At 69.7% G+C, this 24,449-nt stretch carries 20 protein-coding genes and 1 tRNA gene; 8 read left to right on the top strand and 13 right to left on the bottom strand.

Annotated elements, in window-relative coordinates:
• Positions 1-410: 410 nt before the first annotated feature.
• The 3 genes from COA07_RS09895 to COA07_RS09885 are packed head-to-tail and all read right to left on the bottom strand — an operon-like array spanning position 411 to position 3,102.
• Positions 411-1,100 carry a hypothetical protein gene (locus tag COA07_RS09895; protein WP_141396503.1) on the bottom strand — a complete coding sequence of 230 codons (690 nt, stop codon included), beginning with the start codon at positions 1,098-1,100 and terminating at the stop codon, positions 411-413.
• A complete protein-coding gene (locus tag COA07_RS09890; protein ID WP_083956993.1) occupies positions 1,084-2,058 on the bottom strand; it encodes a M48 family metalloprotease in 975 nt (324 codons plus the stop codon). Before COA07_RS09890 ends, COA07_RS09895 begins: the two co-directional genes overlap by 17 nt.
• A 42-nt stretch (positions 2,059-2,100) precedes the next feature.
• Entirely contained in the window at positions 2,101-3,102 is a 1,002-nt protein-coding gene (locus tag COA07_RS09885; protein WP_066712712.1) for an SDR family oxidoreductase, read from the bottom strand.
• Between the two features lie 151 nt (positions 3,103-3,253).
• Here COA07_RS09885 and COA07_RS09880 point away from each other — a divergent pair, with 151 nt between their 5' ends.
• Together COA07_RS09880 and COA07_RS09875 are read left to right on the top strand one after the other, a co-directional pair.
• Positions 3,254-5,116 carry a M61 family metallopeptidase gene (locus COA07_RS09880; protein ID WP_096640927.1) on the top strand — a complete coding sequence of 621 codons (1,863 nt, stop codon included), beginning with the start codon at positions 3,254-3,256 and terminating at the stop codon, positions 5,114-5,116.
• Between the two features lie 52 nt (positions 5,117-5,168).
• Entirely contained in the window at positions 5,169-8,114 is a 2,946-nt protein-coding gene (locus COA07_RS09875) for a PAS domain-containing protein (protein ID WP_066711506.1), read from the top strand.
• A gap of 22 nt (positions 8,115-8,136) precedes the next feature.
• Here the strand turns inward: COA07_RS09875 and COA07_RS09870 are convergent, their stop codons facing one another.
• Positions 8,137-9,012: a glucosamine kinase nucleotide-binding domain-containing protein gene (locus COA07_RS09870; protein WP_066711507.1), complete on the bottom strand. Its 876-nt coding sequence runs from the start codon at positions 9,010-9,012 to the stop codon at positions 8,137-8,139.
• A gap of 139 nt (positions 9,013-9,151) precedes the next feature.
• Here COA07_RS09870 and COA07_RS09865 point away from each other — a divergent pair, with 139 nt between their 5' ends.
• The 3 genes from COA07_RS09865 to COA07_RS09855 all read left to right on the top strand — a co-directional run bounded on the left by COA07_RS09865 (position 9,152) and on the right by COA07_RS09855 (position 13,704).
• Entirely contained in the window at positions 9,152-10,648 is a 1,497-nt protein-coding gene (locus COA07_RS09865) for an MFS transporter (protein WP_245842104.1), read from the top strand.
• Positions 10,645-11,676: a serine hydrolase domain-containing protein gene (locus COA07_RS09860; protein ID WP_066711509.1), complete on the top strand. Its 1,032-nt coding sequence runs from the start codon at positions 10,645-10,647 to the stop codon at positions 11,674-11,676. The genes COA07_RS09865 and COA07_RS09860 overlap by 4 nt, the downstream gene beginning before the upstream one ends.
• An 84-nt stretch (positions 11,677-11,760) precedes the next feature.
• Positions 11,761-13,704, top strand: a complete 1,944-nt coding sequence (locus tag COA07_RS09855) for a fibronectin type III domain-containing protein (protein WP_066711510.1) — start codon at positions 11,761-11,763, stop codon at positions 13,702-13,704.
• A gap of 82 nt (positions 13,705-13,786) precedes the next feature.
• Here the strand turns inward: COA07_RS09855 and COA07_RS09850 are convergent.
• The 8 genes from COA07_RS09850 to thiL form a co-directional block, all read right to left on the bottom strand.
• Positions 13,787-13,862, bottom strand: a tRNA-Phe gene (locus COA07_RS09850).
• 29 nt (positions 13,863-13,891) lie between these two features.
• Positions 13,892-14,086 carry a DNA gyrase inhibitor YacG gene (locus tag COA07_RS09845; protein ID WP_066714039.1) on the bottom strand — a complete coding sequence of 65 codons (195 nt, stop codon included), beginning with the start codon at positions 14,084-14,086 and terminating at the stop codon, positions 13,892-13,894.
• Positions 14,083-15,009, bottom strand: a complete 927-nt coding sequence (locus COA07_RS09840) for a ribonuclease (RefSeq protein ID WP_096640925.1) — start codon at positions 15,007-15,009, stop codon at positions 14,083-14,085. Before COA07_RS09840 ends, COA07_RS09845 begins: the two co-directional genes overlap by 4 nt.
• Entirely contained in the window at positions 15,002-15,574 is a 573-nt protein-coding gene (locus COA07_RS09835) for a Maf family protein (RefSeq protein ID WP_066712425.1), read from the bottom strand. The genes COA07_RS09840 and COA07_RS09835 overlap by 8 nt, the downstream gene beginning before the upstream one ends.
• A gap of 59 nt (positions 15,575-15,633) precedes the next feature.
• Positions 15,634-15,879 (bottom strand): translation initiation factor IF-1, encoded by a 246-nt coding sequence (gene infA / locus COA07_RS09830; protein WP_022685627.1) that lies wholly within the window; start codon positions 15,877-15,879, stop codon positions 15,634-15,636.
• Between the two features lie 155 nt (positions 15,880-16,034).
• Positions 16,035-17,495, bottom strand: a complete 1,461-nt coding sequence (locus COA07_RS09825; RefSeq protein ID WP_066712429.1) for a DNA methyltransferase — start codon at positions 17,493-17,495, stop codon at positions 16,035-16,037.
• Positions 17,496-17,631: 136 nt separating this feature from the next.
• A complete protein-coding gene (locus COA07_RS09820) occupies positions 17,632-19,770 on the bottom strand; it encodes a sodium-translocating pyrophosphatase (RefSeq protein ID WP_066712432.1) in 2,139 nt (712 codons plus the stop codon).
• A gap of 68 nt (positions 19,771-19,838) precedes the next feature.
• The gene (gene thiL / locus COA07_RS09815) at positions 19,839-20,780 is read right to left on the bottom strand and encodes a thiamine-phosphate kinase (RefSeq protein ID WP_096640923.1); all 942 of its coding nucleotides are present in this window, start codon (positions 20,778-20,780) and stop codon (positions 19,839-19,841) included.
• A 145-nt stretch (positions 20,781-20,925) separates the two neighbouring features.
• Between thiL and COA07_RS09810 the strand changes: the two genes are divergently transcribed.
• Complete coding sequence (locus tag COA07_RS09810) at positions 20,926-21,636, top strand: hypothetical protein (RefSeq protein ID WP_245842103.1); 711 nt, start codon at positions 20,926-20,928, stop codon at positions 21,634-21,636.
• Positions 21,637-21,673: 37 nt separating this feature from the next.
• Here COA07_RS09810 and COA07_RS09805 read toward each other — a convergent pair whose 3' ends face one another.
• Positions 21,674-22,213: a DUF3617 domain-containing protein gene (locus tag COA07_RS09805; protein ID WP_066712895.1), complete on the bottom strand. Its 540-nt coding sequence runs from the start codon at positions 22,211-22,213 to the stop codon at positions 21,674-21,676.
• 116 nt (positions 22,214-22,329) lie between these two features.
• Here COA07_RS09805 and COA07_RS09800 point away from each other — a divergent pair, with 116 nt between their 5' ends.
• Together COA07_RS09800 and COA07_RS09795 are read left to right on the top strand one after the other, a co-directional pair.
• Positions 22,330-23,025 carry an HAD family hydrolase gene (locus COA07_RS09800; protein ID WP_066712893.1) on the top strand — a complete coding sequence of 232 codons (696 nt, stop codon included), beginning with the start codon at positions 22,330-22,332 and terminating at the stop codon, positions 23,023-23,025.
• A 127-nt stretch (positions 23,026-23,152) separates the two neighbouring features.
• Complete coding sequence (locus tag COA07_RS09795) at positions 23,153-23,527, top strand: hypothetical protein (RefSeq protein WP_066712891.1); 375 nt, start codon at positions 23,153-23,155, stop codon at positions 23,525-23,527.
• Positions 23,528-24,449: the final 922 nt, after the last annotated feature.

The following is a 24,449-nucleotide window of genomic DNA, read 5'->3' as shown; positions in this document are numbered from 1 at the left end:
CTTCCCGGGGACCGACGACGACCACAGGACGCAGCGCCGCTCCCGGACCCATGGCGAAGCGGCGGCGTCCCTGGTCTCGCCGGGCGGTCACTCGACCGCTGCCGCCGCCACGACCGTTTCCGATCGAGTGTGTTGACGATGGCCCCGCGACAGCGGGTGGCTACTCCCCAAGAGCTGCCGGCGACCTAGTCGATTGCGCCAATCGGATCAACCCGTTCCGATTTAGAGCGGTTTGCGATCAGGTTGAATTATCGGCACGGAGGCGTTGTCGGTTCGGTGCAAGGCGCGCGGAGGGAGCGATGCCGGGGCATCGTGACCGACAAGCAACGCCGCACCGGATCGACAGCGTCCCGCCGCGAAGCGGGCGCCCGCAGGGCGATGACGATGGTTCAACCTGGTCGCGAACCGCTCTAATGGGTCAGGTCGCGCAGGTCGAACGCACCGGGGCGCGGCGTTCCGTCCAGCCGCCATTCGCCGTCGCGCCAGATTAGCCGCGCATTGTCCTCGCCCGGCGCGGCCAGCCGTTCGGACAGCCACGGCCAGATCGCGGCGACGGCCGGTTCGCGCACCCAGCCGGGCACGTCGCCCAGCCGGTAGCGATAGCGGATCGCGGCGCGCCGCATCATCGGGTCCGCATCGGTGACCGTGGCATCCTCCACCACCACCGTGCCGTAGCAGATCAGCCCCGGCACCCCGCCCTCCCCGGCGGCGGGCGCGCGGAACGTCGCCGCGCCGCGCTCGGTCGGTACGAAGCGGATCGCCGGCTGCCCGCCGCCCGCGCCCGGTAGGCGGCTTTCCCCGCCGGCACGCAGCAGCCCGGCCTGCACCAGCGCCTCGGCGCGGCCCCGGTTGTGCGCGCTGTCGGTCGACACGTCCCACGGCATCGCGAAGAACGCACCGCACGCCGGCTCGGCCGCGAAATGTCGCTTCAGCAACGCCAGCGCATCACCCGCGCTCGGCGGGGCGGGGTCCCACGCCTCCTGCGCCTCGCCCTGCGCCCGGGACGCGTCACCCCCCGGCCCCGGCGAACACGCCGCCACCGCCAGCACCGCCCCCGTCAGCAGCACCCGCACCGCCGCGCGCCTATCGCAACGGGGCATCGCGGCGCTCCAGCAGCGGCGGCACATAAGGGGTCGGCGCATCGGCGGGCATCGTCGCCAGTTCGCGCTCGATCGCGGCGGCGCGCGCGGCGGACGACGGATGCGTGCGGCTGCGGAACAGCCCGCCGTCGATCTTGCCCCCCTGTTCGCGCCAGAAGGTGACCGCGATGCGCGGGTCCCAGCCGGCATTGCGCAGCAGATATGCGCCCATCAGGTCCGCCTCCGTCTCGGTTTCGCGGAACAGCCGGCCGTTGCGACCGAATTCGGACAGCACGCCCCAGCGCACGCCCGCCGCCTCCAGCCGCGCACGATGGCGCAGCACCGCATGGCCCAGTTCGTGCGCCACCACGACCGCGATCTGGTCGTCGTCGAACAGCTCGAACAGCCGCCCGCCCACCTGCACCACCTGCCCGTCGGACGATGCGCCCAGCTTGTTGCCCGCCAGCACCTCGAACTCCACGCGGCACCCGGGCACCGGAGCGACGGTGATCGTCCGCGCCGCCGCGCCCACCCCGCGGCGGATCGTCAGCGGCAGCGGCGCGGCGACCGGGCGCACCGCGATCAGCGCCTGCGCCGCGTTGCGGGTCGCGCTGGTCACCGTGCCGGTCGCCTCCGGGGCGGGCACCGGCGTCCCGGCCACCGCCAGCAGGCCGTCATTCTCCGCCAGCCCGGCGCGCGCCGCGGGGGTATCGGGCAGTACCAGCTCGACCATCACTGGCGCGGCATATTGCCCGCCGGCGGCGACCTCGGCCGGATACTGGTCGATCGCGTGCAGTGTCGCGCCGGTCACGGGCTGCGTATCGCGGCACAGCGCGGCATTGGCGGTGGTCAGCCGCCACGCGATCCCCGCCAGCCGCCGGTCGACCTCCAGCAGCGATGGCGCGGCCGCCACGGCCGGCGCGGGCACCACGGGAACGACGGCCAGCATCAACGCCAGCCCGATACGCCACATCGTCATGTGCGCCTTTGTGCCCCGGATCGCCCCACCGCGGCAATGCCCTTACCCGCGCCGCGTGCCCCAGCGTGCCAGCACCGCCAGCCCCAGCGCGGCGCCGACCACGCTCGCCGTCGCCAGCGGATGGCGCTGCGCCGCCTGGTACGCGCTGACGCGCCGCCCGGGCTGGATGCCCGAATGCACCCGGCCATTGTCGTTCGGCGCGTCCAGATTGTCCTGCGGCGTCGGCGCGCGGCGCGGGTCGCGCAGCATCGGCAGCAGCGTGCCGCCCAGCCGGTCGAGCAGCGCGGGAACATGCTGCGCCACCAGCACCTGCATCCTGCCCCCGCCGCCGACGGTCACGTCGCGCGTGGGGCGCTGCGCCGCGCGCAGGATCGCCTCGGCGACCAGTTCGGGGGCATAGACCGGCGGCGGCAGCTTCGCCTCGCCGTCCAGATGGTTGGCGGCGTGCTGCGCGATCGGCGTGTCGATCCCCGACGGCTTGACCAGCGTGATCGCGATCGGCAGCCGGTCGGCCTCCACCTCGATCCGCAACGCGCCGACATAGCCCTTGATCGCATGTTTCGACGCGGCATAGGCGCCCATCCCCGGCGACGGGATGTCGGACACGATCGACCCGACGGTGATCAGCGCCCCGCCCGCGCGCTGCAGATGCTCGATCGCGGTCAGGCATCCGTTGACGACGCCCCAGTAATTGGTGCGCATCAGCCGCTCGTGCTCGTCCATCGGCGTATCGACCAGCTTGGCGTAGATCGCCACGCCCGCCACGTTGATCCAGCTGTCGATCCGCCCGAACCGCTCCACCGCCTTCGCCGCGGCGCGCTGCACATCGCGCAGGTCGCCGACATCGCCGGTCGCGAAGTCGGCGCTGCCCCCCGCCGCGTCGATCTCGCGCACGATCCGCGCCAGTGCGTCGCCGTCGCGCGACACCAGCAGCACCTTCGCCCCGCGCGCCGCCGCCATCCGCGCGGTGGCCAGCCCGATCCCGGAACTGGCGCCGGTCACGACGATCACCTGCCGGTCGATCGGTTTGAGGCGGACGGGCATGGGGCATTCCTTTCACGCGGCAAAACAGTGCGTTGACAACATCGCAGCATCGCCATCGTTGCCCCCGAGTGCGACATGGCCGCGAAATTCGCGTGACGACGCCGCGCCGCACGCGATAGCAGGGCGGCATGATCTTGCGGGGGAACGGACGATGCGCATCCTGACACGACCGGCGGCACTGCTGCTGGCCCTTGCGGCCGCCGCGCCCGCCTCTGCCGAAACCGACGCGCCCGTAAGCTACGACATCTCCTTCCCCGACGCCGCGCATCACCAGGCACGCATCGTCGCGACGTGGCGCGGCGTGCCGGCCGGGCCGCTGCGCGTCCAGATGTCGCGCTCCTCGCCGGGGCGCTACGCGCTGCATGAATTCGCCAAGAACGTCTATGCCGTCTCCGCCACCGACGGCGCGGGCCGCGCGCTGCCGCTGGAACGCACCGATCCCTATGGCTGGCGCGTGGCGGGCCACGACGGGACGGTGCGCGTCTCCTATACGCTGTACGGCGATCGCGGCGACGGCACCTATGCGCAGATCGACACCACCCACGCGCATCTCAACATGCCCGCCACGATCCTGTGGGCGACCGGCTATGACGATCGCCCGATCGACCTCACCTTCACCCCCGCCGCGCCCGACTGGACCGTCGCGACGCAACTGGCCGCGACGAACACCCCCGGCCGCTACCGCGCCGCCAACCTGCAATATCTGATGGACAGCCCGACCGAGCTGTCGCGCCACGACGTGCGCGAATGGCAGGTCGGCGACGGCGCGGACCGCTATACGATCCGGCTGGCGGTGCATCACCCCGGCACCCCCGCCGACGCGGACCGCTTCGCCGCGCAGATCAAGGCGCTGGTGCCGCAGCATCGCGCGCTGTTCGGGGAATGGCCGCGCTTCGACCATGGCAGCTACACGTTCATCGCCGATTACATGCCGCAGGCCAGCGGCGACGGGATGGAGCATCGCAACTCCACGATCGTCACCGGCACCGCACCGCTGCACGGCGGCAATGCCGACCAGCTGGGCACCGTCGCGCACGAATTCGTCCATGCCTGGAACGTCGAGCGGTTGCGCCCGGCGGAGCTGGAACCGTTCGACTTCACCCGCGCCAATCCCACGCCGTCGCTGTGGTTCGCCGAAGGGTTCACGCAATATTACGGCCCGCTGCTGATCCACCGCGCCGCCCTGTCGACCACCGATGCGTGGCTGTCGGGCATGTCGCGCACGCTCGATGCCGTCGTCAACGCGCCCGCCCGGCAGCTGGCCGGACCGATGGAGATGAGCCTGCGCGCGCCCTTCGCCGATGCCGCGACCTCGATCGACCCGGTCAGCCCCAACGTCTTCCTGTCCTATTACCCCTATGGCGCGGTGGTCGCGCTGGCGCTGGACCTGTCGCTGCGCCGGCAATTCCCCGGGCTGACGCTCGACGATTACATGCGGCTGCTGTGGCGCACGCATGGCCGCACCGAAAAGCCCTATGTCACCGCCGATCTGCGCGCCGCGCTGGCGACGCTGACCGGCGATGCCGCCTTCGCCGACCGGTTCTTCGCGCAGACGGTCGAGGGGCATGCGCTGCCCGACATGGCACCGCTGCTGGCGCAGGCGGGGCTGGTGCTGCGCCCCGCCCATCCAGCGCACGGCTGGATCGGCACGCGCACGGCGACGGCCACGGCCGACGGCGCGGTCACGCTCGCGTCCGCGCCGCCGCCGGGATCGCCGCTCTATGCCGCCGGCGCCGACAAGGGCGACCGGATCGTCGCGCTGGGCGGCACGCCGCTCGCCACGGTGGCGGACTGGGACGCGGCGCTGGCGCGGCTGGCGCCGGGCAGCGACGTCGCGCTGCGCTTCGTCCCGCGCGACGGGCGCGAGCGGCAGGCGATGCTGCGCGTCCGGTCCGATCCGGCGCTGGAGGTGGTGCGCGCCGAAGCCGCGGGGGTCCCGCTGACCGCGGCCCAGCGCCGCTTCCGCCAGGCCTGGCTGGGGACCGGCCAGCAGGAAACAACCGTGCAGCGATAACAACTTAGCGAAGGATATTGACGCCAACCGGCACCGGCATCACACCGCCGTCATGAGCACGTTACATTCGCGCGGCGCCGGGGATGCGGCCTGGCCGGTGGGCGGCGGCGAGGCCGCGGCGCTGGTGCGCGCGGTGGATTGGTCGCGGACCTCGCTGGGGCCGATCGACGGCTGGTCGCCGACGCTGCGCACCACCGCGTCGAACGTCCTCAATTCGCCCGTGCCCAAGGTGCTGATGTGGGGGCCGGACCACATCATGATCTACAACGATGCCTATGCCGTGATCGCGGGCGCCAACCATCCGCGCGCGCTGGGCGGCTCGGTGCCGGGGGTGTGGCCAGAGATCTGGGACTGGAACCGCGTCATGCTGGAACGCGGCTTTCGCGGCGAGATCCAGTCGTTCCGCGACCAGCCGATGACGCTGCTGCGCTCGGGCGTTCCCGAACAGGTCTATCTCGATCTGTTCTACACCCCGGTGTACGAAGCGGACGGCACCGTCGGCGGGGTGATGTGCACCGTGCTCGACAATACCGACCGGCTGCAGCTGGAACGCCGGCTGGCGGCGAGCGAGACGGAATTGCGCGCCGTCACCGACGTGCTGCCGGTGCTGGTCGCGTTCATCGACCGCGATCACGTCTATCGCTTCGCGAATGAATATTACCGGGAGTGGTTCGGGCTTACCCCGGCCCAGATCGTCGGGCGCCACGCACGCGAGGTGATCGGGGAGGCGAACTACACCGCGCGGCATGCCATGATGGAACGGGCGCTGGCGGGCGAGACGATCGCGTCCGACGCCACGATCCAGCATGGCGACGGCAGCTGGCGGCGCGCCGACGTGCGCTACTTGCCGCGGCGCGATCCGGACGGCAGCGTCTCCGGTTTCCACGTGCTGGTGTTCGATGTCGAGGAACGCGCCCAGCGGGAAGAGGCGCTGGCCACCGCCAACGCCCGCTTCCGCGCGGCGATGGACGCGATGCACGGTGTCCTGTGGACCAACGACGCCGCCGGCCGGATGATCGGCGAACAGGCCGGCTGGGCCGCGCTGACCGGGCAGAGCGAGGCCGAATACCAGGGCTATGGCTGGGCCGATGCGGTCCATCCCGACGACGGCGCCCCGACGATCGCAGCGTGGGAACGCGCCGTCGCGTCCAAATCGACGTTCGTGTTCGAACATCGCGTCCGCTCCGGCGACCAGTGGCGCACCTTCGCGATCCGCGCGGTCCCGCTGCTGGACGACGCGGGGGAGATCGTGGAATGGGTCGGCGTCCACACCGACATCACACACCGCCGCGCGGCGGAGGCGGCATTGCGCGAACATGCCGAGCAGCTGGAACGCCAGATCCTGCACCGCGAGCGCGCCGAGGAGCAGCTGCGCCAGCTCAACGAGAACCTGGAGGCGCGCGTCATCGCCGAAATCGCCACCCGCCGCGATGCCGAGGCGAAGCTGGCGCAGGCGCAGAAGATGGAGACGGTCGGCAAGCTAACCGGCGGCGTCGCGCACGATTTCAACAATCTGCTGCAGGTCGTGTCGGGCAACCTGCAATTGCTGGCCAAGGATATCGCGGGCAATCCGCGCGCCGAAACGCGCGTCGCCAACGCGCTGGCGGGCGTGGCGCGCGGGTCGCGGCTGGCGGCGCAGCTGCTGGCGTTCGGCCGGCGCCAGGCGCTGGAGCCGAAGGTCGTCAACGTCACCCGCTTCGTCCAGGGGATGGAGGACATCCTGCGCCGCGCGATCGGCGAGGGGGTGGAGATCGAGACCGTCTTCGGCGGCGGGCTGTGGAACACCTTCATCGACCCGGGCCAGATCGAGAATGCGCTGCTGAACCTGGCGATCAACGCGCGCGACGCGATGGAGGGCCAGGGACGGCTGACGATCGAGCTGGCCAACGCCCATCTCGACGACGAATATGCCCGCACCCATGACGAGGTGACGCCCGGCCAGTACGTGATGCTGGCGGTCACCGACACCGGCAGCGGCATGGCGTCGGACGTGCTGGAAAAGGCGTTCGAGCCGTTCTTCTCCACCAAGGCGGAGGGCAAGGGTTCGGGGCTGGGCCTGTCGATGGTCTACGGCTTCGTCAAACAGTCCGGCGGCCATGTGAAGATCTATTCGGAGGTCGGCCACGGCACCACGATCCGCCTCTATCTGCCGCGCGCGATGGAGAGCGAGGATATCGAGGTCGCGGTCGATACCGGCCCGATCACCGGCGGCACCGAAACCGTGCTGGTGGTGGAGGACGACGACGAGGTGCGCGCCACCGTGGTCGAGATGCTGACCGACCTCGGCTATCGCGTGCTGAAGGCGGTGGACGCGCAAAGCGCGCTCAACGTCATCGAAAGCGGCATCGCCATCGACATGCTGTTCACCGACGTGGTGATGCCCGGCGCGCTCAAAAGCCCGGAACTGGCGCGCAAGGCGCGGCAGCGGCTGCCCGACCTCGCGGTGCTGTTCACCTCGGGCTATACCGAAAACTCGATCGTCCACGGCGGGCGGCTGGACGCGGGCGTGGAGCTGCTGTCCAAGCCGTACACGCGCGAGGCGCTGGCCCGGAAATTCCGCCACGTCCTGGCCAACCAGCGCCAGCGCAACCAGTCGATCGCCCGCCCGGCGAACGCCCCGCCCCCGCCGCCCGCCGCCACCGGGTTGACCGTGCTGCTGGTCGAGGACGACGCGCTGATCCGCACCGCCACTGCGGAGGCGCTGCGCGACGGCGGGCATGTCGTGATCGAGGCCGCCAGCGCGGAGGAGGCGATGGCCACGCTGCAAACCGCGCGCGTCGAAGTACTGGTCACCGACATCCACCTGCCCGGCACGTCGGGGATCGAACTGGCGCAGCGCGCGGAGGCGATCCGTCCCGGCATCCGCGTGGTGGTGGCCAGCGGCGACACCGGCGGGGTCGCCCCGCGCCTGCCCGGCGCGCTGCTGCTGACCAAGCCGTACAATGCCGAACGGCTGCTGGCGGCGGTGCGCGGCGGGGCGCCCGGCCGCGCCGGCTGAACATTCCGGAGTCCGGCCGGCGTCAGGCCGCCGTTTCCAGCCCCGCCAGCAACAGCGCGCCGTCCAGCGCGTCGCCCTGCGCCTCGCCCAGCTGCGCGACGGTACGCGCGCGCAGCCAGGGGCGCAGCCGCGGTGCCAACCCGCCCATCAGCACGCACGACGGCGCACCGCGTTCGAAAATGGTCTCGATGAAACGTTCGACATGCGCCGCCGCGTCCTCGACGATCGAGCGCGCGATCGCGTCGCCCGCCTCGGCATGGTCCATCACCAGCGGCGCCAGCGCGGCATAATCGCGCGGGGTCGCGCGATCCATCCAGGCGATCGCCTGCGGAATGGCATGGCCGAAACGGTCCGATACCGCCAGGCTCAGCGGCGTGCGCTGGCTGCGCCCGTCCAGCGCGCGCAGCGCATGGCGCACCGCCGACAGCCCCAACGCCGCGCCGCTGCCCTCGTCGGAAATCGGGAAGCCGTATCCGCCGATCGCCACGTCGGTGCCGTTGATGCGCAGCTGCGCGATGCTGCCCGTCCCCAGGATCAGGATCGCGCCGTCCGCGCCGCGATGCGCGCCCAGGTTCGCGATCACCGCATCGGTGACGTAGGCGACCGACGCGAACGACCAGTCGAGCGCCGCCAGCGCCTCGCGCACGCCGGGACGCGAGATGCCGGCGATCCCCATCCCCGCGCTCATTTGACGCAGGTCGTCGGCGTCCAGCCCCGCTTGCGCCGCCGCCTGCGCGATCGCGGCGTCCAGCGTCGCGCGCAGCTGCTCCATCCCCACGCGCGCATTGGCCGGGCCGGTCGCGCCGCTGCCGATCACCCGGCCGGTCGCATCGGCGATGCGCGCGCGGCAATGGCTGCCGCCCGCGTCGATCCCCAGGAAGTAGCGCGTCGTCGTCATGTCCGTCCCTTGCCGTGGCGCGCGCGCCCTGTGCCATGAATTGGCGGCACTTGGCCATAACCGCGGGTTGGGGGCGGGATTGACGCGGTCGGGCGAAGCGCGGACCGTGCCGCCGTCCCCCCTGCCCCCGGATGTGCCGATGACCGACGCCGCGCCCGTACCTGCCGACACGCCCCGCCCCCGCGATCCGCGCGGCATGGCGCTGTACGCGCTGCTGGGGTTTGCGGCGGGACTGCCCTTCTACATGTTCTCGACCGTGCTGACGCTGCGGTTGCAGGCGCATGGCGTCGCGTTGGCGGTGATCGGCTTCTTCGCCTGGGTGCAACTGCTGCCGACGCTCAAGTTCGTCTGGGCGCCGCTGCTCGATCGCTACTCGATCCCCGGCTTCGGGCGGTTCTGGGGCAAGCGGCGCGGCTGGATCATGCTGGCGCAGCTCGGCATCTTCTCCGCGATGATCGCGATGGCGCTGACCGCGGGCGATGCCAGCCTGGCGGTCACCGCGCTGTTCGCGGTGCTGCTCGCCTTCTGGACGACCACGCTGGAGGTCGCCGCTGACGCCTGGCGCATCGAACTGTATCCGACGCAGGACGAACAGGGGCCGATCGTCGCGGCGAACCTGTGGGGCTATCGCACCGCGATGGTCGCGGCGGGATCGGGGGCGCTGATCGTCGCCGACGGCGCGGGCTGGGTCGCGGCCTATCTGCTGATCGCGGTCGCGGCGTTCCTGCCCTTCCCGCTGCTGGTCGCGATGCGCCCGGACGGCGAAGGGGGCGGCGGCGGGCGCTGGGTGGCCCTGGCCACCGGGCTGGTCGCCAGCCTCGTCATCCTCGGCGCCGCCGCGCTGCTGACCGCCGCGGTCGGCTGGGCCGCGCTGTCGGCCGCCGCGGGGCTGGGGATCGGCGCGGGCAGCAACGTGACGCCCTATGTCCTCGTCCTGTGCATGGTGCCGTTCCTGGCGATGGGCGCGGCGCTGCCGTGGATCCGCAACGCACCGCCGACGTCGCGACTGCGCACCTCGACGGTGCTCGGCCCCTATGTCGATTTCTTCTGGCGCTACGGCGGCGCGGCGCTGCTGCTGATGGCGTTCGTGTCGCTGTACCGGATGGGCGACGTGCTGGCGCTCAACCTGTCGAAACCGATGATCAAGGGGCTGGGCTATTCGCTGACGCAGATCGGCCGCGCCGACAGCCTGGTCGCGCTGGTCGCCAGCATGGCGGGCGTCGGGCTGGGCGGCTGGCTGGCGACGCGCTGGCGGATGACCTGGCTGCTCGCGCTGGGCGCGGTCGTCGCCGCGGCGGGCAATTTCGGCTTCGTGTGGCTCGCGCATCAGCGCGTCGACGAAGCCCTGCTGTACGTCTCCACCGCCGCCGACCAGTTCGGCAACGGCTTTGCCGGCGCGGTGTTCGTCGTCTATCTCTCGCTGCTGGTGAACCCGCGCTATCCGGGCGCGCAATATGCGTTCCTGACCGGCTTCGCCTTCCTGTTGCCGCGGCTCCTGGCGGGCGCGGGCGGGACGATGGTCGGCGCGATCGGCTATGACGGCTTCTTCCTGCTGTCCGGGTTCGTCAGCCTGGCCGCCATTCCGCTGCTGCCGTTGCTGGCGCGCGTCGTCGCCCGGCCGGAGGATCACGCATGACCGACCTCGATACCATCGCCGACGCCGCCTTCGCGCCCGCGCGCGCCTATGTCGATGCCGCGCGCATCCCCGGCGCGATCCTGGGCCTCGTCACCGCCGACGGGCGCCGCGCGGTGCGCTGCACCGGGCTGGCGCGGCGCGTGCCGACGCCCGAGCCGCTGACCACGGCCCACTGGTTCGACCTCGCCTCGGTCAGCAAGGTGATCGCCACCACCAGCTTCGTCCTGCGACTGGCGGACGAAGGGCGCCTCGACCTCGACCGCCCGCTGACCGACGCCATCCCCGACCTGCGCCAGTATGACGTCGCCGGCGCGCCCGAACGCCGCCTGACGTTCCGCGACTGCCTGGTCCACCGCACCTTCCTGCCCGCGGTGGAACCGATCTACACCTATGGCGACGATCCGGCCCGGCTGCGCGCGTTCGTCCTCCAGCGCGAATGGCGCCACGGGCCGCCGGTCTATTCGGACATCAACTTCATCTTGCTGGGCATCGTGGTGGAGCGGCTGACCGGCGCCGGCCTCGACGCACAGCCGCTGGGCGCGGGGCTGAGCTGGGGACCGCCCCCCGGCCCCGCCGTCGCCACCGAACATTGCGCGTGGCGCGGCCGCGTCCTCCAGGGCGAGGTGCATGACGAAAATTGCTTCGCGATGGGCGGGCGCACCGGCCATGCCGGGCTGTTCGGGACGGTCGACGGCGTCCTCGACTTCGCGCGCGGGCTGCTCGACGGCAGCGGCGCGTCGCCCGCGATGCTGGACGCGATCCGCACCCCGGTGGAGGGGCACCGCACCCACGGCTGGGAAATCCGCCACCCCGGCTGGTCGGGCGGCCAGGCCTGTTCCCCCGGCACGATCGGCCATACCGGCTTCACCGGCACCGGCCTGTGGGTCGATCACGACCGCGGGCTGGCGTGGACGCTGCTGACCAACCGCGTCCACCCAACCCGCCACGCCGACAGCGGCATCTTCACCCTGCGCCCCGAAACGGGCGAGGCGCTGGTCGCGGCGTGGGACGGCAACGCTTCGACATGACGGTGACATTGCGACGTCATCGAAACTTCATGCCAATGTAGAGTCAATGTCCCACCGTTCCGGCACTCAACCGGGGGGCACGACATGAACAGACGGGAATTCACGCGCCGCGCCAGCCTGCTGGCGATCGCGACGGCGGGCAGCGGGATGGTCGCGGCATGCGACGGCGACGGCGACAACGCCGCCCCGGCGCCCGCGCCCTCCCCCACGCCCACCGCCGCCCCGCTGCCGACCGCCGCCTTCGCCAGCGAGCCGCTGGTGCTCAGCGAACCGATGCTCCAGCTGCCGACCGCCGATTCGGTGCGCGTCGTGTGGTTCACCGAGTTCAAGGGCCGCGACCACGCCGTGCGCTACGGCGCGAATTTCGGCGCACAGGTCGCCGCCACCTCCACCCCGCTGTCGCGCATGTACGAGGATGCCGCCTCGACCGTCGCGGGGCGCAGCTACACCGGCCTGACGCAGCGCGACATCTGGAAGCACGAGGCGCTGGTCACCGGGCTGAAGCCGGGCGAGCGCATCCCCTATGTCGCGATCAGCAACGACGGGGTGAAGACGATGCGCAGCGGCGAGGCGACGCTCCAGCCGCTGCCCGCCGCCGGGCAGAAGACGCGCATCCTGCTGACCTCGGACCTCCAGCTCAAGAAGATGGCCTCCGCCAATTACGAACGCGTGTTCGAAACGCAGGGGCCGATCGACGGCATCTTCTTCGCCGGCGATCTGGTCAACGTGCCCAATCGCGCGTCGGAATGGTTCGACAACAGCGTCCTCAACCTGCCGCCGTTCTTCGGCGCGTTGCAGGGGACGATGCGAAAATGGCAGCCGACCTCCACCTATACCGGCGGCGCGCTGCTCCAGAACGGCTGGATCTATCCGATCCTGGGCAATCACGAATATTCGGGGCGCTGGAACGCGGCCAACACGCTCAACACCATGTTCAACGATCCGCAGCCGCGCTGGTATGCCGAAATCGCCTATGAGAAGGTCAAGGCGACCGTGAACCCGTCGGGCAGCGATGCGATCCGCGAACGCTGGATCCAGGACAATTCGTTCGAGATCGTCTCCTACAACGAAATCTTCACCCTGCCGCAGGGGCCGGGGGGCGGACGCTACTATGCGCAGCGGATCGGCGACCTGTTCCTGATCGCGATGGACGGCAACCGCATCTGGCGCAGCTGGGGGGCGACCGGGCGCGGCAAGCTGTCCGAAGCGACCGCATCGATGAACAAGCCCGCCGAATGGGGCTTCGGCGACTTCCAGTTCCATCCCTTCGCGAAGGGATCGCGCCAATATGCCTGGCTGCAGGGCGTGCTGGCCAGCGAGGCGTTCCGCACCGCCAGGTACAAGGTGGTGATGGTCCACCAGTCGGTGTTCGGGCTGGGCGACAATGCCGTGCCCGTCATGGCGCAGACGCAGGCCAGCTTCGAATATGCCGACGCGGGCGGCGCGGTCCGCACCCTGGGGCCGATCCCCTTCCCGATCGACGCGACGACCTGGAACACGCAGATCCAGCCGATCGTCGATGCCGGGCGGATGCGCTTCGTGAAATACGATTATCCGCTGTCGCAGGACCTGTGGCGCAGCGACATCGAACCGCTGCTGATCGGCGCGGGGGTGCAGCTGGTCCATGTCGGCCATTCGCACCTGTGGTGCCGGTCGAAGGTCGGGACGCTCAACTATATCGAGACGTCGAACGTCGGGAACAGCTACGGCGCCTATGTCGAAAACCTGGCGCCGCGCCGTACCGCGGTGCCCGCGGCCGGATCGCCCTCGGGCACCTCCTTCACCTGGAACCAGGACGATTATCCGCGCGAAGGCGACCCGCACGACCGCGCGGCGATCTTTCCCTCGCTGCGTCAGCCGATGGTCGAGCTGGCCGGGTCGACCACCTCGGTGCCGTTCGTGTCGAGCAACGACATCACCGCCTACAGCATCCTCGACACCGGCACGGGAACGATCAGCAGCTACGCGTTCGACACGCGCTATCCGGCGCGCGATCCGATCAAGTTCGACGAATTCGCGCTGGTCTGACCCCGAACGGCGGGGCGCGTGCGTGCGCGTCCCGCCGTCACCCCCGCGGTGTGCGGCGTTGCACGACGACGATGTGGGAAAATGGTGCCCAAGGGCGGGATCGAACCACCGACACTGCGATTTTCAGTCGCATGCTCTACCAACTGAGCTACTTGGGCATATCGCGAACAGCGATGAGGCGCGGTCCCTAATCGGTGTCGCGGCGCCTGTCCAGCCCCTCCGCACCCGCCGCGTCGATCATTTCCGGATCGGCGGGCGCACCGGGCAGGCGATAGCCCTCCTCCAGCCAGCGCAAGAGGTCGCGGCTCGCGCAGCCGCGCGAACAGAAGGGGGCATGATCGCGCACGGCCGGCGCGGCGCAGATCGGGCAGCGTTTCGTCATCGGTCGAATATGGGGGCGCGACCCGTCCGGCGCACGATCGCCCCGATCCATGCCGGCGTCGCCTCGATCCGCGCGCGCACCGCATCGGGCAGGCGGAAGCGCGCCGGCGCCGACACCGGCGTCCGCTCGATCAGGCGCAGCGCGGCCCGCGCCGCCGCGCCGACGGGATCGTCGCGCAGCCGTTCGGGCAGCGACGCGCGCGGGCGCGGGCGCACGATCTGCAGGAAGCCGAAGCCGTTGACCGCGGTGCGTTCGAACGGCGGCGGCAGCGCGGCGTCGATCGCCGCCGCCACCGCCTGGCGCGCGGCCTTGCCGGTCACGGTCGGGAAGTCGATGCCGATCGACCCGCCGATGCCGTGGCGGCGGATCGCCAGCGCCGCCGCGGTCGCCGCGCGCACCGCCAGCGCCTCGCCGGCCATGTCGCCGTCGACGTCGAACAGCGTCATCGCCGGGGTCGGCGACAGCCGCAGCATGCCGCCCGCGAACGCGATCTCGCCCCCCGATGCCTCCTCCAGCACCTCTGACCAGCCCGCCGCCTCCAGCGCATCCGCCTCATGCGCGCGCAGGTGGCGCACGGGATGCCCGGTGGCGGCGATCCGCGCCAGCAAATCGGGGCCGGGGGCCGGGGCGGCATCGCTCGCCCGCGCGCGGGCGCGCTTGGCACGGCCCGGCTCCGGGATCGCCTCGCGCACCACCTCGACGGTCAGCGCCGCGCCCAGCGTCACGCCGGGCGGCGCGCGGTCCAGCATCACCTCGCGCCCGTCGTCCAGCGTCGCGACCATCCGCTCGGTCAGCCGCGCGCGCGCCACCGTGCCGACGCGCAGCGTGTCGGGCAGTTCGATCCGCGCGGCCACGATACGGTCGTCGGCGACCAGCGCGGCGCGCGCCTCGCCCACCCCGTCCTCATACAGCCATTCAGCCAAGCAGGATGCCCGCCGCCGCCAGCAACGCGCGCGTCTCGAACAGCGGTAGGCCGATCACCCCCGAATGGCTGCCGTGCAGGAAGCGCACGAACGCCTCCGCGCGTCCCTGGATCGCATAGCCGCCCGCCTTGCCCAGCCCCTCGCCGCACGCGACATAGGCGTCGATCTCGACGTCCGACAGCGGCTTGAACGCGACGATCGTATCGGCCAGCCGGGTGCGCACCGCCCCGTCGGGCGCGATCACGCACACCGCCGACAGCGCATGGTGCCGCCGCCCGGACAGCAGCCGCAGCAGGTCGCGCTGCACGGCCTCGCTCTCCGCCGGGGGCAGGATGCGCCGCCCCACCGCGATCGTCGTGTCCCCCGCCAGCACCGCCTCGCCCGCCGCGCGCGGCACCGCGCGCGCCTTCTCCTCCGCCAGCCGCAGCGCATAGGCGCGCGGCAGCTCGCGCGGGTGCGGCGTCTCGTCGATGTCAGGGGAATGGATGCGCGCGGGCACCACGCCGATCCGCGCCAGCAGGTCGCGGCGGCGCGGGGAGGAAGAAGCGAGGACGAGCGTCGTCATGGGTGACCCGCGGTCATGCCGCCGGCCGGCATCGTGCCGATCCGGCGGAACGGTCGTCGTCAGGACGGGCCGGGGCCGCCGCGACCGGGCATGAAGCGATAGGTGATCCGCCCCTTGGTCAGGTCATAGGGGGTCAGTTCGACCAGCACCTCGTCCCCCACCAGCACGCGGATGCGGTTCTTGCGCATCTTGCCGGCGGTATGCCCCAGGATCTCATGGTCGTTTTCGAGCCGGACACGGAACATCGCATTGGGCAGCAGTTCCACTACCTGCCCGCGCATCTCGAGAAGTTCTTCTTTCGCCAAACGGTGTCTCTTTCGCGTTCAATGCGCGGCACCATAGCCCAGATGGCGGCAAAAGGGAAGGCAAGCGCGCGCCGCATCATGCGGGCGCGCTGCCGGCGTTCCCCGCGCGTCACGACGAAAGATGGCGAGCGCGCGCCGGCCGCGCAAGGGGCCGTTCAGAACAGCGACGCCTGCCGCGCGGTATCCTCCCGCGCGGCGCGGCGGAAAGCGGCGGTCGGATCAACCAGCGGCAGGTCGGGGGTCTTCCCGCGGAACAGCTCGGCCAGTGTGATGATCTGGAGCCGCGGATAGGTCTTGCCGGTCGCCGCCGCGGCGAACCGTCCGACCGCGGCGGCTTCCTTTTCCATCGCCCCGGTCGGCGTCGCCTTGCACAGGAAGATGCCCGCCGGCGCCTTCTCGCGCTCCATCGCGGAATGCAGGTCGCGGATCATCCCGACACCGACATTGTCGCCGCCCTTGACCGAGACGATCGCCCGTTCGGTCCGCTTCCCGTCCGGCTTGAAGTAGATGATGCCGTCGACCCCGCCGTCGGCGCCCTTCTTCCTCCCACCGTATGGCATCGCATCGACCATCGACACCGCCCACCACTGGAACTGGTATTTGTCGCGCCGCGCCAGATCCATCGCCGATTCCAGATCCTTGGGCGTCCCCTCCACCGTAAAGGCGACGCCCGGAAACGCCGCCTGCATCCGCTTCTCGATCAGCGAGATCGCCAGATGCGTCACGTCGATCCCGATCCACTGCCGCCCCAGCTTCTGCGCCGCATGCACCGCCGTCCCGCACCCGCAGAACGGATCGAGCACCACATCGCCCTCGTTGGACGACGCCGCGATGATCCGTTCGAGCAAGGCCACGGGCTTTTGGGTGGGGTAGCCCAGATACTCCCTACCCCGCGGCGCAATCGCGTAAGTCCAATAATCTTCCGGAATCTTGCCTCGCTCGTGGATTACGTGATCCGCCCCGACAAATCCCGAGCCAGTAAGGCCGGGCTTGTAATTCTCGCGTGTCTTCGGACTGTGCGCCACGCGCACGGCGTCCCCATTAAAGGTCCAGCTATCACCCTTGTTAAACCAGAAAATCACGTCATGTTTACGCATGAACTGCCTCATCCCTGGCGATCCTGGTCCGGTGTAGCACCATATGATCTCATTGCGGTAACGACGCGCTCCGAAGACCGCATCGAGCAGAAGCTTCAGGTAATGGCTAGCCGTCGGATCGCAGTGGAGGAATACACTTCCCGTTTCTTTCAGTTTTCGATGAATTTCGATCATCCGGATCGCCATCATCGACAAATACGCCATCATGTCGTTATCGCCAAGAAACGTCCGCATCGCACGCAAAAGCTCAAATGCACGCAAATTGCCGCTGTATCTTACCTCATCGAACGCAATCTCGGATGCATCCGTCCATTTCCATGTGTCCCCAAACACCTCGACCTGTGCATCAGCGGCAGCACCCGTCGGCGATTTGAACAGGATGTTATAGTTGGCGTTCGAATTGAACGGCGGGTCGAGATAGACCAGGTCGACGCTGCCGTCCGCGATCTCGCGGCGCAGGACGTCGAGGTTGTCACCGTAATACAGGTGATTGGCGGGGCGGTTGGAGGATGCGGCCATGCACGCATTTCAGCGCGGATGTCGGACAGACGCGCGTCTCTCTTGCGCCATTATGGCGGCGACCGTGCCGGTCGCGCCGTTACGGATCAATCGGCGGGTGTCCCCGGCACGCCAGCCGCACCGGGGACGCTCCCCCTCACCCCCCGTTCGCCGCCAGCGCCGCCAGCAGCAGCAGCGCGACGATGTTGGTGATCTTGATCATCGGGTTCACCGCCGGGCCGGCGGTGTCCTTGTACGGGTCGCCCACCGTGTCGCCGGTCACCGCGGCCTTGTGCGCTTCCGATCCCTTGCCGCCGTGGTTGCCGTCTTCGATATACTTCTTGGCATTGTCCCACGCGCCGCCGCCGCTGGTCATCGACAGCGCGACGAACAGCCCCGACACGATCACCCCCAGCAGCATCGCGCCCAGCGCGGCGAAGCCCGCCGCCTGCCCGTCGACCGCGCGCACGATGAAATACAGCGCGATCGGCGACAGCACCGGCAACAGCGAGGGCACGATCATCTCGCGGATCGCCGCGCGGGTGACCAGGTCGACGGTGCGCGCGTAATCGGGGCGGCTGGTCCCTTCCATGATGCCGGGGTTGTCGCGGAACTGCCCGCGCACCTCCTCCACCACCGCGCCCGCCGCGCGGCCCACCGCGGTCATCCCGAACGCGCCGAACAGGTACGGCAGCAGCGCGCCGAGCAGCAGCCCGACGATGACGTACGGGTTGCTCAGCGAGAAATCGACCGTCAGGTCCGGGAAATAGGTTTCGAGGTCGGTGGTATAGGCGCCGAACAGCACCAGCGCCGCCAGCCCGGCCGAGCCGATCGCATAGCCCTTGGTCACCGCCTTGGTGGTGTTGCCCACCGCGTCCAGCGCGTCGGTCTTGTGCCGCACCTCGTCGTCCAGCCCGGCCATCTCCGCGATGCCGCCGGCATTGTCGGTGACCGGGCCATAAGCGTCCAGCGCCACGACCATCCCCGCCAGCGCCAGCATGGAGGTCGCGGAAAAGGCGATGCCGATGATCCCCGCCAGCTTGTACGCGGCCACCACCGCGACGACGATCACCAGCGTCGGCAGCGCCGTTGCCTCCAGGCTGATCGCCAGCCCCTGGATCACGTTGGTGCCATGCCCGGTCTCGCTCGCCTTGGCGATCGACTTGACCGGGCGATAGGCGGTGCCGGTGTAATATTCTGTGATCCACACGATCAGCCCGGTCACCGCCAGCCCGATCAGCATGCACCAGAACAGGTCCAGCCCGGTGAATCCCGCGGTCGCGGTGGCGGTATCGGCGCCCTCGTCCAGGAAGCCGGCGCCGCCGATCACCTTGTTCATGTCGCCCAGCGTCATCTGCGTGGCGAACCAGATCGCGGGGACGGACAGGATCGCGGAGGTCCAGAACCCCTTGTACAGCGCGCCCATGATCGATCCGCTGGCGCCCAGCCGGACCATGTACGTGCCGATGATCGAGGTGACGATGCACACGCCGCCGACGATCAACGGCAGGCTCATCAGCCGCATCAGCTCGGCCGCGTCCGCCTGGATCAGCAGCGCGATCGACACCATCGTCACGCCCAGCGTCACGACATAGGTTTCGAACAGGTCGGCGGCCATGCCCGCGCAGTCGCCGACATTGTCGCCGACATTGTCGGCGATGACCGCGGGGTTGCGCGGGTCGTCCTCCGGGATGCCCGCCTCCACCTTGCCGACCAGGTCGGCGCCGACGTCGGCGGCCTTGGTGAAGATGCCCCCGCCCAGCCGCGCGAAGATCGAGATCAGCGACGCCCCGAACGCCAGCGCGGTCAGCGCCTCGACGATCTCGCGGTCGTTGGGCAGCCGCCCGGCCGGACCGGTCAGGTACCAGAAGAACCCCGCGATCGCGAGCAGCCCCAGCCCGGCGACCAGCATCCCCGTCACCGCGCCGGACCGGAACGCCATGGTCAGCCCGCCCTGCAACGATCCGCGCGCCGCCTCCGCGGTGCGCACGTTGGCGCGCACGGAAATGTTCATGCCGACGAACCCGGCGACCCCCGACAGGATCGCACCGATCGCGAACCCGACCGTCGACAGCGTCCCCAGCGTCACCCACAGCACCACCGCGACGATGACGCCGACGATCGCGATCGTGGTATATTGCCGGCTCAGATACGCGCGCGCGCCCTCCTGGATGGCGCTGGCGATGTCCTGCATCCGTTCGTTGCCCGGCGATGCGGCAAGCACCTGTCGGCTGGTGGCGAAGCCATAGAGTACGGCGATCAGGCCGCAGACGATGGCAAGGTAGACGGTCGTCATGCCTCACATCCCTCCTGTTGGCGCGGACCCGGTCTGTCGCCGGTGCCTCGCGCGAGGGGTGGAGGCTATCATGCCCGGGGGTCAGCGCAACCCATGCCGGACAACCCATGCTGGAACCCGAGCTGACGCGGCAGCGGCACCGCCGCCCCGTCGCGGGTCAGCGCCAGCCCCTCGCCCGCCGCGAACGCGCCGACGCGGGTCGCGGGCACCGGCGGCACGAACCCCGGCGGCGCGGCGAACAGCAGCTCGTAATCGTCCCCCGCGGTCGCCGCCGCCAGCGCGTCGTCCACCCCGGCGGGCAGCGGCACCGCGTCCAGCGCGACCGTCACCGCCACGCCGCTCGCCGCCGCCATCCGCGCGGCATCGATCAGCAATCCGTCGGACACGTCCATCATCGCATGGACCAGCGGCGCCAGCGCGCGCCCCTCCGCCAGCCGCGGCACCGGGCGGCGGTATCGCGCCAGCAATGCCGCGTCGCCGGTGCCGGCGCGCGCGATCGCCAGCCCCGCGCCCGCGCCGCCGATCGTCCCCGTCACCCACAGGGCGTCGCCCACCCGCGCGCCCGACCGCGCCGGCGCGCGCGCATCGCGCCCGAACTCGGTCCCGAACGCGGTCCCGAACGCGGTCCCGAACGCGGTCAACGTCAGCACGCGCGGCGCGCCCGCCGGCAAGGACACCGTATCCCCGCCGATCAGCGCCACGTCATACGCCCCCAGCACCGCCGCCAGCCCGTCGAGGAACGCCGCATCCCAGTCGGCATCGCGAAGCGGATAGTTGAGCATCACCCCCTCCACCGCCGCCCCCTTGGCGGCCAGGTCGGACAGGTTCGTCGCCACCAGCTTCCACGCGACGTCCGCCGCCGGATCGCCGGGCAGGAAATGCACCCCCTCCACCAGCGTATCGCTGGTCACGATCAACCCGCCCACCACCGCCACGTCGTCCGCCAGCCCGCGCGCGCCGGGGTGCAGCGGCAACGTGCGCAGCCGCGCGATGAAGTCGGATTCGGTCATGCCGGGGGGTGTAGGCACACCGCCCGCCCCGCGAAAGGGCGCGCCCCGCAATGCCCTTCCGCAACGCAATGTCACACGGCGTTCACGCTGCGCCGCGCCGCGGGGGCTAGATTGGCCCGATCCTATCATCATCGGGAACATCGCCATGCGCATCGCCGTCGCCACGCTCCTGTTCGCGGGCATCGCCGCCGCGCCCGCCGCCGCGGAAAGCCGCTATCCGGTCATCCCCGAACCGATGGTGTTCGACATGATGCGCCCGCTGGGCGCGGCGCGCGGGGAACTGGAGGTGAACGCGCTGGCGCTCACCCCGTCGCCGTTCCGCCCGCGCGAGGCGGAATGGGCGCCGGAACTGGAATATGCCTTTGCCGACGGCAAGGCGGTGGAATTCGAACTGCCCTTCAACGGCGCCCGGCTGGAGGCGCTGAAACTGGGGCTGCAAGCCGCGTTCGGCGCGTCAGCGGACGGGCGCAGCGCGCACGGCGTCCAGTATCTGGGCATCTACGATCGCGACAGCGGGCATTACAGCAACAGCCTGCTCTACATGGCCGGGCACCGCTTCTCGCCGCGGTGGAGCATGATGACGATGGTCGGGCTGGACGATATCGCATGGCGCCGCACCGCCGGGCGCAACGTCCCGCTGCTCAACAGCACCGCCTTCTACGACGTCGCGGCGGGCACGGTCGCGGGGCTGGAACTGAACGTCGCGGGCGGCGCGCAACGCCGCGTCCGCCTGTTCCCGCAGGTCCACCAGCGGCTGACGCGGCACGTCAACGTGCAGGTCACCGGCGGCGCGGAAAAGACGGCCGGCCAGCGCGTCCGCCCGGCGATGGGGATGCGGGTGGTGCGCGAATTCTGACGGCCGGGAACCCGCACGATCCCCGGCCGCCCGTGCCTCACTTCGCCGCGTCGCACGCGCCGACGCGCTTGGCCTCGCTATGCACCTTCTGCGACATCTCGGTCGTGCCGGTGATCTCCATCTGCTGGTCGGTGGTGAAGGCGGTGCTGCTGAACGTGCCCTTCGTCCTGGCGTGCATCGTCCCGCCGCCGGGCATCTTGCACGTCAGCTCCGATTCCATCTTGCCCCCGGTGTAGCTGGAACTGGTGACGGTGCAGTCCGACCCGGCCTGCTTCAGCATCTCCTCCGGCCCCTTCGCGGCCTGTTCGGGGGTGATGCACACGCTCATCGTCGCGGGCGGCGGGTTGGCGCCGACGCCCTTGGGCATGTTCTTCATCTTCAGGTCGCTCACCTGCGTGCGGATTTCCCACTTTCCCGGCTCCAGCTTCACCGGCTGCGCGCCCGTGCCGCTGCTGGTCGCGGACACCTCGCCGGTCGCCGCATTGGTGGTGACGGTGGTCGATCCGGTCTTCCGGTCGCACGCCGCAAGCGACAGCGCGACGGCGGCCGTGGCGGTCAGGGTGATGATGGCCTTCACGAAAATCTCTCCCGACGGTTGTTGGTTGGGTGCGTAACGATATGCGGCGGCGAAATGATCCGGCCCGCCGCCCGCGGACTTTCCGCACCCGCCCGGACGCTCTATGGCCAGCCGCCATGCCGATCGACCTCATCTGCCTCGATGCCGACGACACGCTGTGGCACAACATGCGCTTCTTCGCCGCGGCGGAGCAGGCGTTCGCCGATCTGGTCGCGCCCTATGCCGACGATGCCGCGGCGCGCGCGCGGATGGAGGCGGTGGAGATCCGCAACCTCAAGCGCTACGGCTATGGCGCGAAGAGCTTCACGCTGTCGATGATCGAAACCGCGCTGGAACTGGCCGGCGACGCGCTGCCCGCGGGGCATGTCGCGCGCATCCTCGATATCGGGCGCACGCTGCTGGACCATCCGGTCGAGTTGCTCGACGGCATCGGAGAGACGGTGGCGGCGCTGGCGGACCGTGCGAAGCTGGTGCTGGTGACCAAGGGCGACCTGCTGCACCAGGAAGTGAAGCTCGCCGCCTCCGGGCTGGGGCAGCTGTTCACCGGGGTGGAGATCGTCAGCGACAAGCATGCCGACACGTTCGTGCGCGTCTTCCACCGCTACGGCTGTGCGCCCGATCGCGCGGTGATGGCCGGCGACTCGATGCGTTCGGACATCCTGCCGGCGCTGGAGGCGGGCGCGTGGGGCGCGTTCATCCCGCAGCCGCTGGCATGGAGCCACGAAGCCGCCGCCACACCCGCCGACCATCCGCGCTTCCGCCAGCTCACGCGCCTCGCCGACCTGCCCGGCTGGATCGACACGCTGCCGTGACGCGCGGCGCGGCGAGGCGCGGTCGATGAAAAACGTCTGAAATCAGTTACAAACGATCAACATCCGGCACGTCGGCAACCGCTCCTCAACATTTCGCCGCCATGGTGCGCGCAAACCGGGGGGGCTGATGTACAAGATCGTCGTAGACCGCACTCATGCGCTGATTCGCCTCGACGTGACCGGCATGCTGACCGCCGACAGCGTCGAGCGGCTGGCCGGCGACCTGACCGCGCGGGTCACGGAGGCGCAGCTGGAACGCTACGGGCTCATCATCGACGTGTCGCAAAGCCCGGTCCAGGCGCCCGACACCATCGCCGCGATCGCCGGGCATCTGCCGACCATGACGCGCGCCCGCGCGGTGGCGATCGTGACCGGCGCGATGCTGGCCCGCCTCCAGCTCCGCCGCATCTTCGACCCGTCCTTCACCCGCTTCGTCGCCACCCACGGCGAGGCGCTCGACTGGCTGCTGTCGGCAAAGGAACCGGTGGCGCTGTCTGGGTGACGGGCGGGCATCAGTCGCCAGAAATGCGCCGGGCCGCAACCGCGCACTTTGTGGATTAACGGGTTTCGCCAACTGCGACCATTCACTGACGTGATGGCAAAGCCGGTATCTGCGGCGGAGGTCTCAAGCCGCAATTCTTTTTCATCGTTTCATAACTGACATATCGGTTAACGCTGACGCACCCGGCCGTTAACTGGCGACGCTCTGCCTCAAAGTACTTTTCCCTTATTTTTTCCCTGTCAATGTCAACCGTCGCCAGTAACATTGAAGATAGCGTCGCGGTATATAGGACCACCAAAGGCGCATGGAGTATAGATAAAATGGCGGAATACACCCGCCTATACTTACTCCTACGGATTGATCCAATCGATACGAACCAACTCCCTAACGGGATAATCAAATACAGACTCGCCGCCAGAGAAGAAATTATTTGGAAGGGGATCTCCAGTCGCGACCCAACGGCTCCGAGGAGCACTGTTACCAATGAAATGATAATCAGCATCTCCGCAAATCGAAAACAACGATCGATTATACCGGGATAGTTCAAGCACCACAAACTGGCCCATGCCCTAAGCAGCGTTATGATCCCTGGCCAGCGCTTTAGTAAGCTCGATCGCAATAACGGCTGTCGCATACATCTCCCTGCCATAAGTGATGATAGAATTCTTCTATCGCGACGCAATCTAGAGATGGATACGGGGAGACATCGGCGTTTCTTGTGCGGGTTGGTCGGCGCCCGATCTCCTTTGGATCGAGCTTCGAAAGTCAGCTTTCCTTCAAAATAACCCCGCCACCTAGTGGATAGAACCTGACGGTTGAGTCCGATTAGGGATTCCCCCCGGACGGGTTGGTATGCGAGTCCGGGACATGCGCCCCGGTATCTCCATTAAAGTTTCGCATTCGGACCAGCGCCGCCTCGAGA

Origin of the sequence: Sphingomonas adhaesiva (genome assembly GCF_002374855.1) — a bacterium.
Taxonomy (GTDB): domain Bacteria; phylum Pseudomonadota; class Alphaproteobacteria; order Sphingomonadales; family Sphingomonadaceae; genus Sphingomonas; species Sphingomonas adhaesiva.
The sequence above is the reverse complement of the archived record's forward strand: the minus strand, read 5'-3'. Positions and strand labels throughout refer to the sequence as shown.

Coding starts and splice junctions, on each gene's coding strand:
- COA07_RS09895 (WP_141396503.1), bottom strand. CDS start 1,100: ATGCCCCGTTGCGATAGGCGCGCGGCGGTGCGGGTGCTGCTGACGGGG.
- COA07_RS09890 (WP_083956993.1), bottom strand. CDS start 2,058: ATGACGATGTGGCGTATCGGGCTGGCGTTGATGCTGGCCGTCGTTCCC.
- COA07_RS09885 (WP_066712712.1), bottom strand. CDS start 3,102: ATGCCCGTCCGCCTCAAACCGATCGACCGGCAGGTGATCGTCGTGACC.
- COA07_RS09880 (WP_096640927.1), top strand. CDS start 3,254: ATGCGCATCCTGACACGACCGGCGGCACTGCTGCTGGCCCTTGCGGCC.
- COA07_RS09875 (WP_066711506.1), top strand. CDS start 5,169: ATGAGCACGTTACATTCGCGCGGCGCCGGGGATGCGGCCTGGCCGGTG.
- COA07_RS09870 (WP_066711507.1), bottom strand. CDS start 9,012: ATGACGACGACGCGCTACTTCCTGGGGATCGACGCGGGCGGCAGCCAT.
- COA07_RS09865 (WP_245842104.1), top strand. CDS start 9,152: ATGACCGACGCCGCGCCCGTACCTGCCGACACGCCCCGCCCCCGCGAT.
- COA07_RS09860 (WP_066711509.1), top strand. CDS start 10,645: ATGACCGACCTCGATACCATCGCCGACGCCGCCTTCGCGCCCGCGCGC.
- COA07_RS09855 (WP_066711510.1), top strand. CDS start 11,761: ATGAACAGACGGGAATTCACGCGCCGCGCCAGCCTGCTGGCGATCGCG.
- COA07_RS09845 (WP_066714039.1), bottom strand. CDS start 14,086: ATGACGAAACGCTGCCCGATCTGCGCCGCGCCGGCCGTGCGCGATCAT.
- COA07_RS09835 (WP_066712425.1), bottom strand. CDS start 15,574: ATGACGACGCTCGTCCTCGCTTCTTCCTCCCCGCGCCGCCGCGACCTG.
- COA07_RS09825 (WP_066712429.1), bottom strand. CDS start 17,495: ATGGCCGCATCCTCCAACCGCCCCGCCAATCACCTGTATTACGGTGAC.
- COA07_RS09820 (WP_066712432.1), bottom strand. CDS start 19,770: ATGACGACCGTCTACCTTGCCATCGTCTGCGGCCTGATCGCCGTACTC.
- thiL (WP_096640923.1), bottom strand. CDS start 20,780: ATGACCGAATCCGACTTCATCGCGCGGCTGCGCACGTTGCCGCTGCAC.
- COA07_RS09810 (WP_245842103.1), top strand. CDS start 20,926: ATGCGCATCGCCGTCGCCACGCTCCTGTTCGCGGGCATCGCCGCCGCG.
- COA07_RS09800 (WP_066712893.1), top strand. CDS start 22,330: ATGCCGATCGACCTCATCTGCCTCGATGCCGACGACACGCTGTGGCAC.
- COA07_RS09795 (WP_066712891.1), top strand. CDS start 23,153: ATGTACAAGATCGTCGTAGACCGCACTCATGCGCTGATTCGCCTCGAC.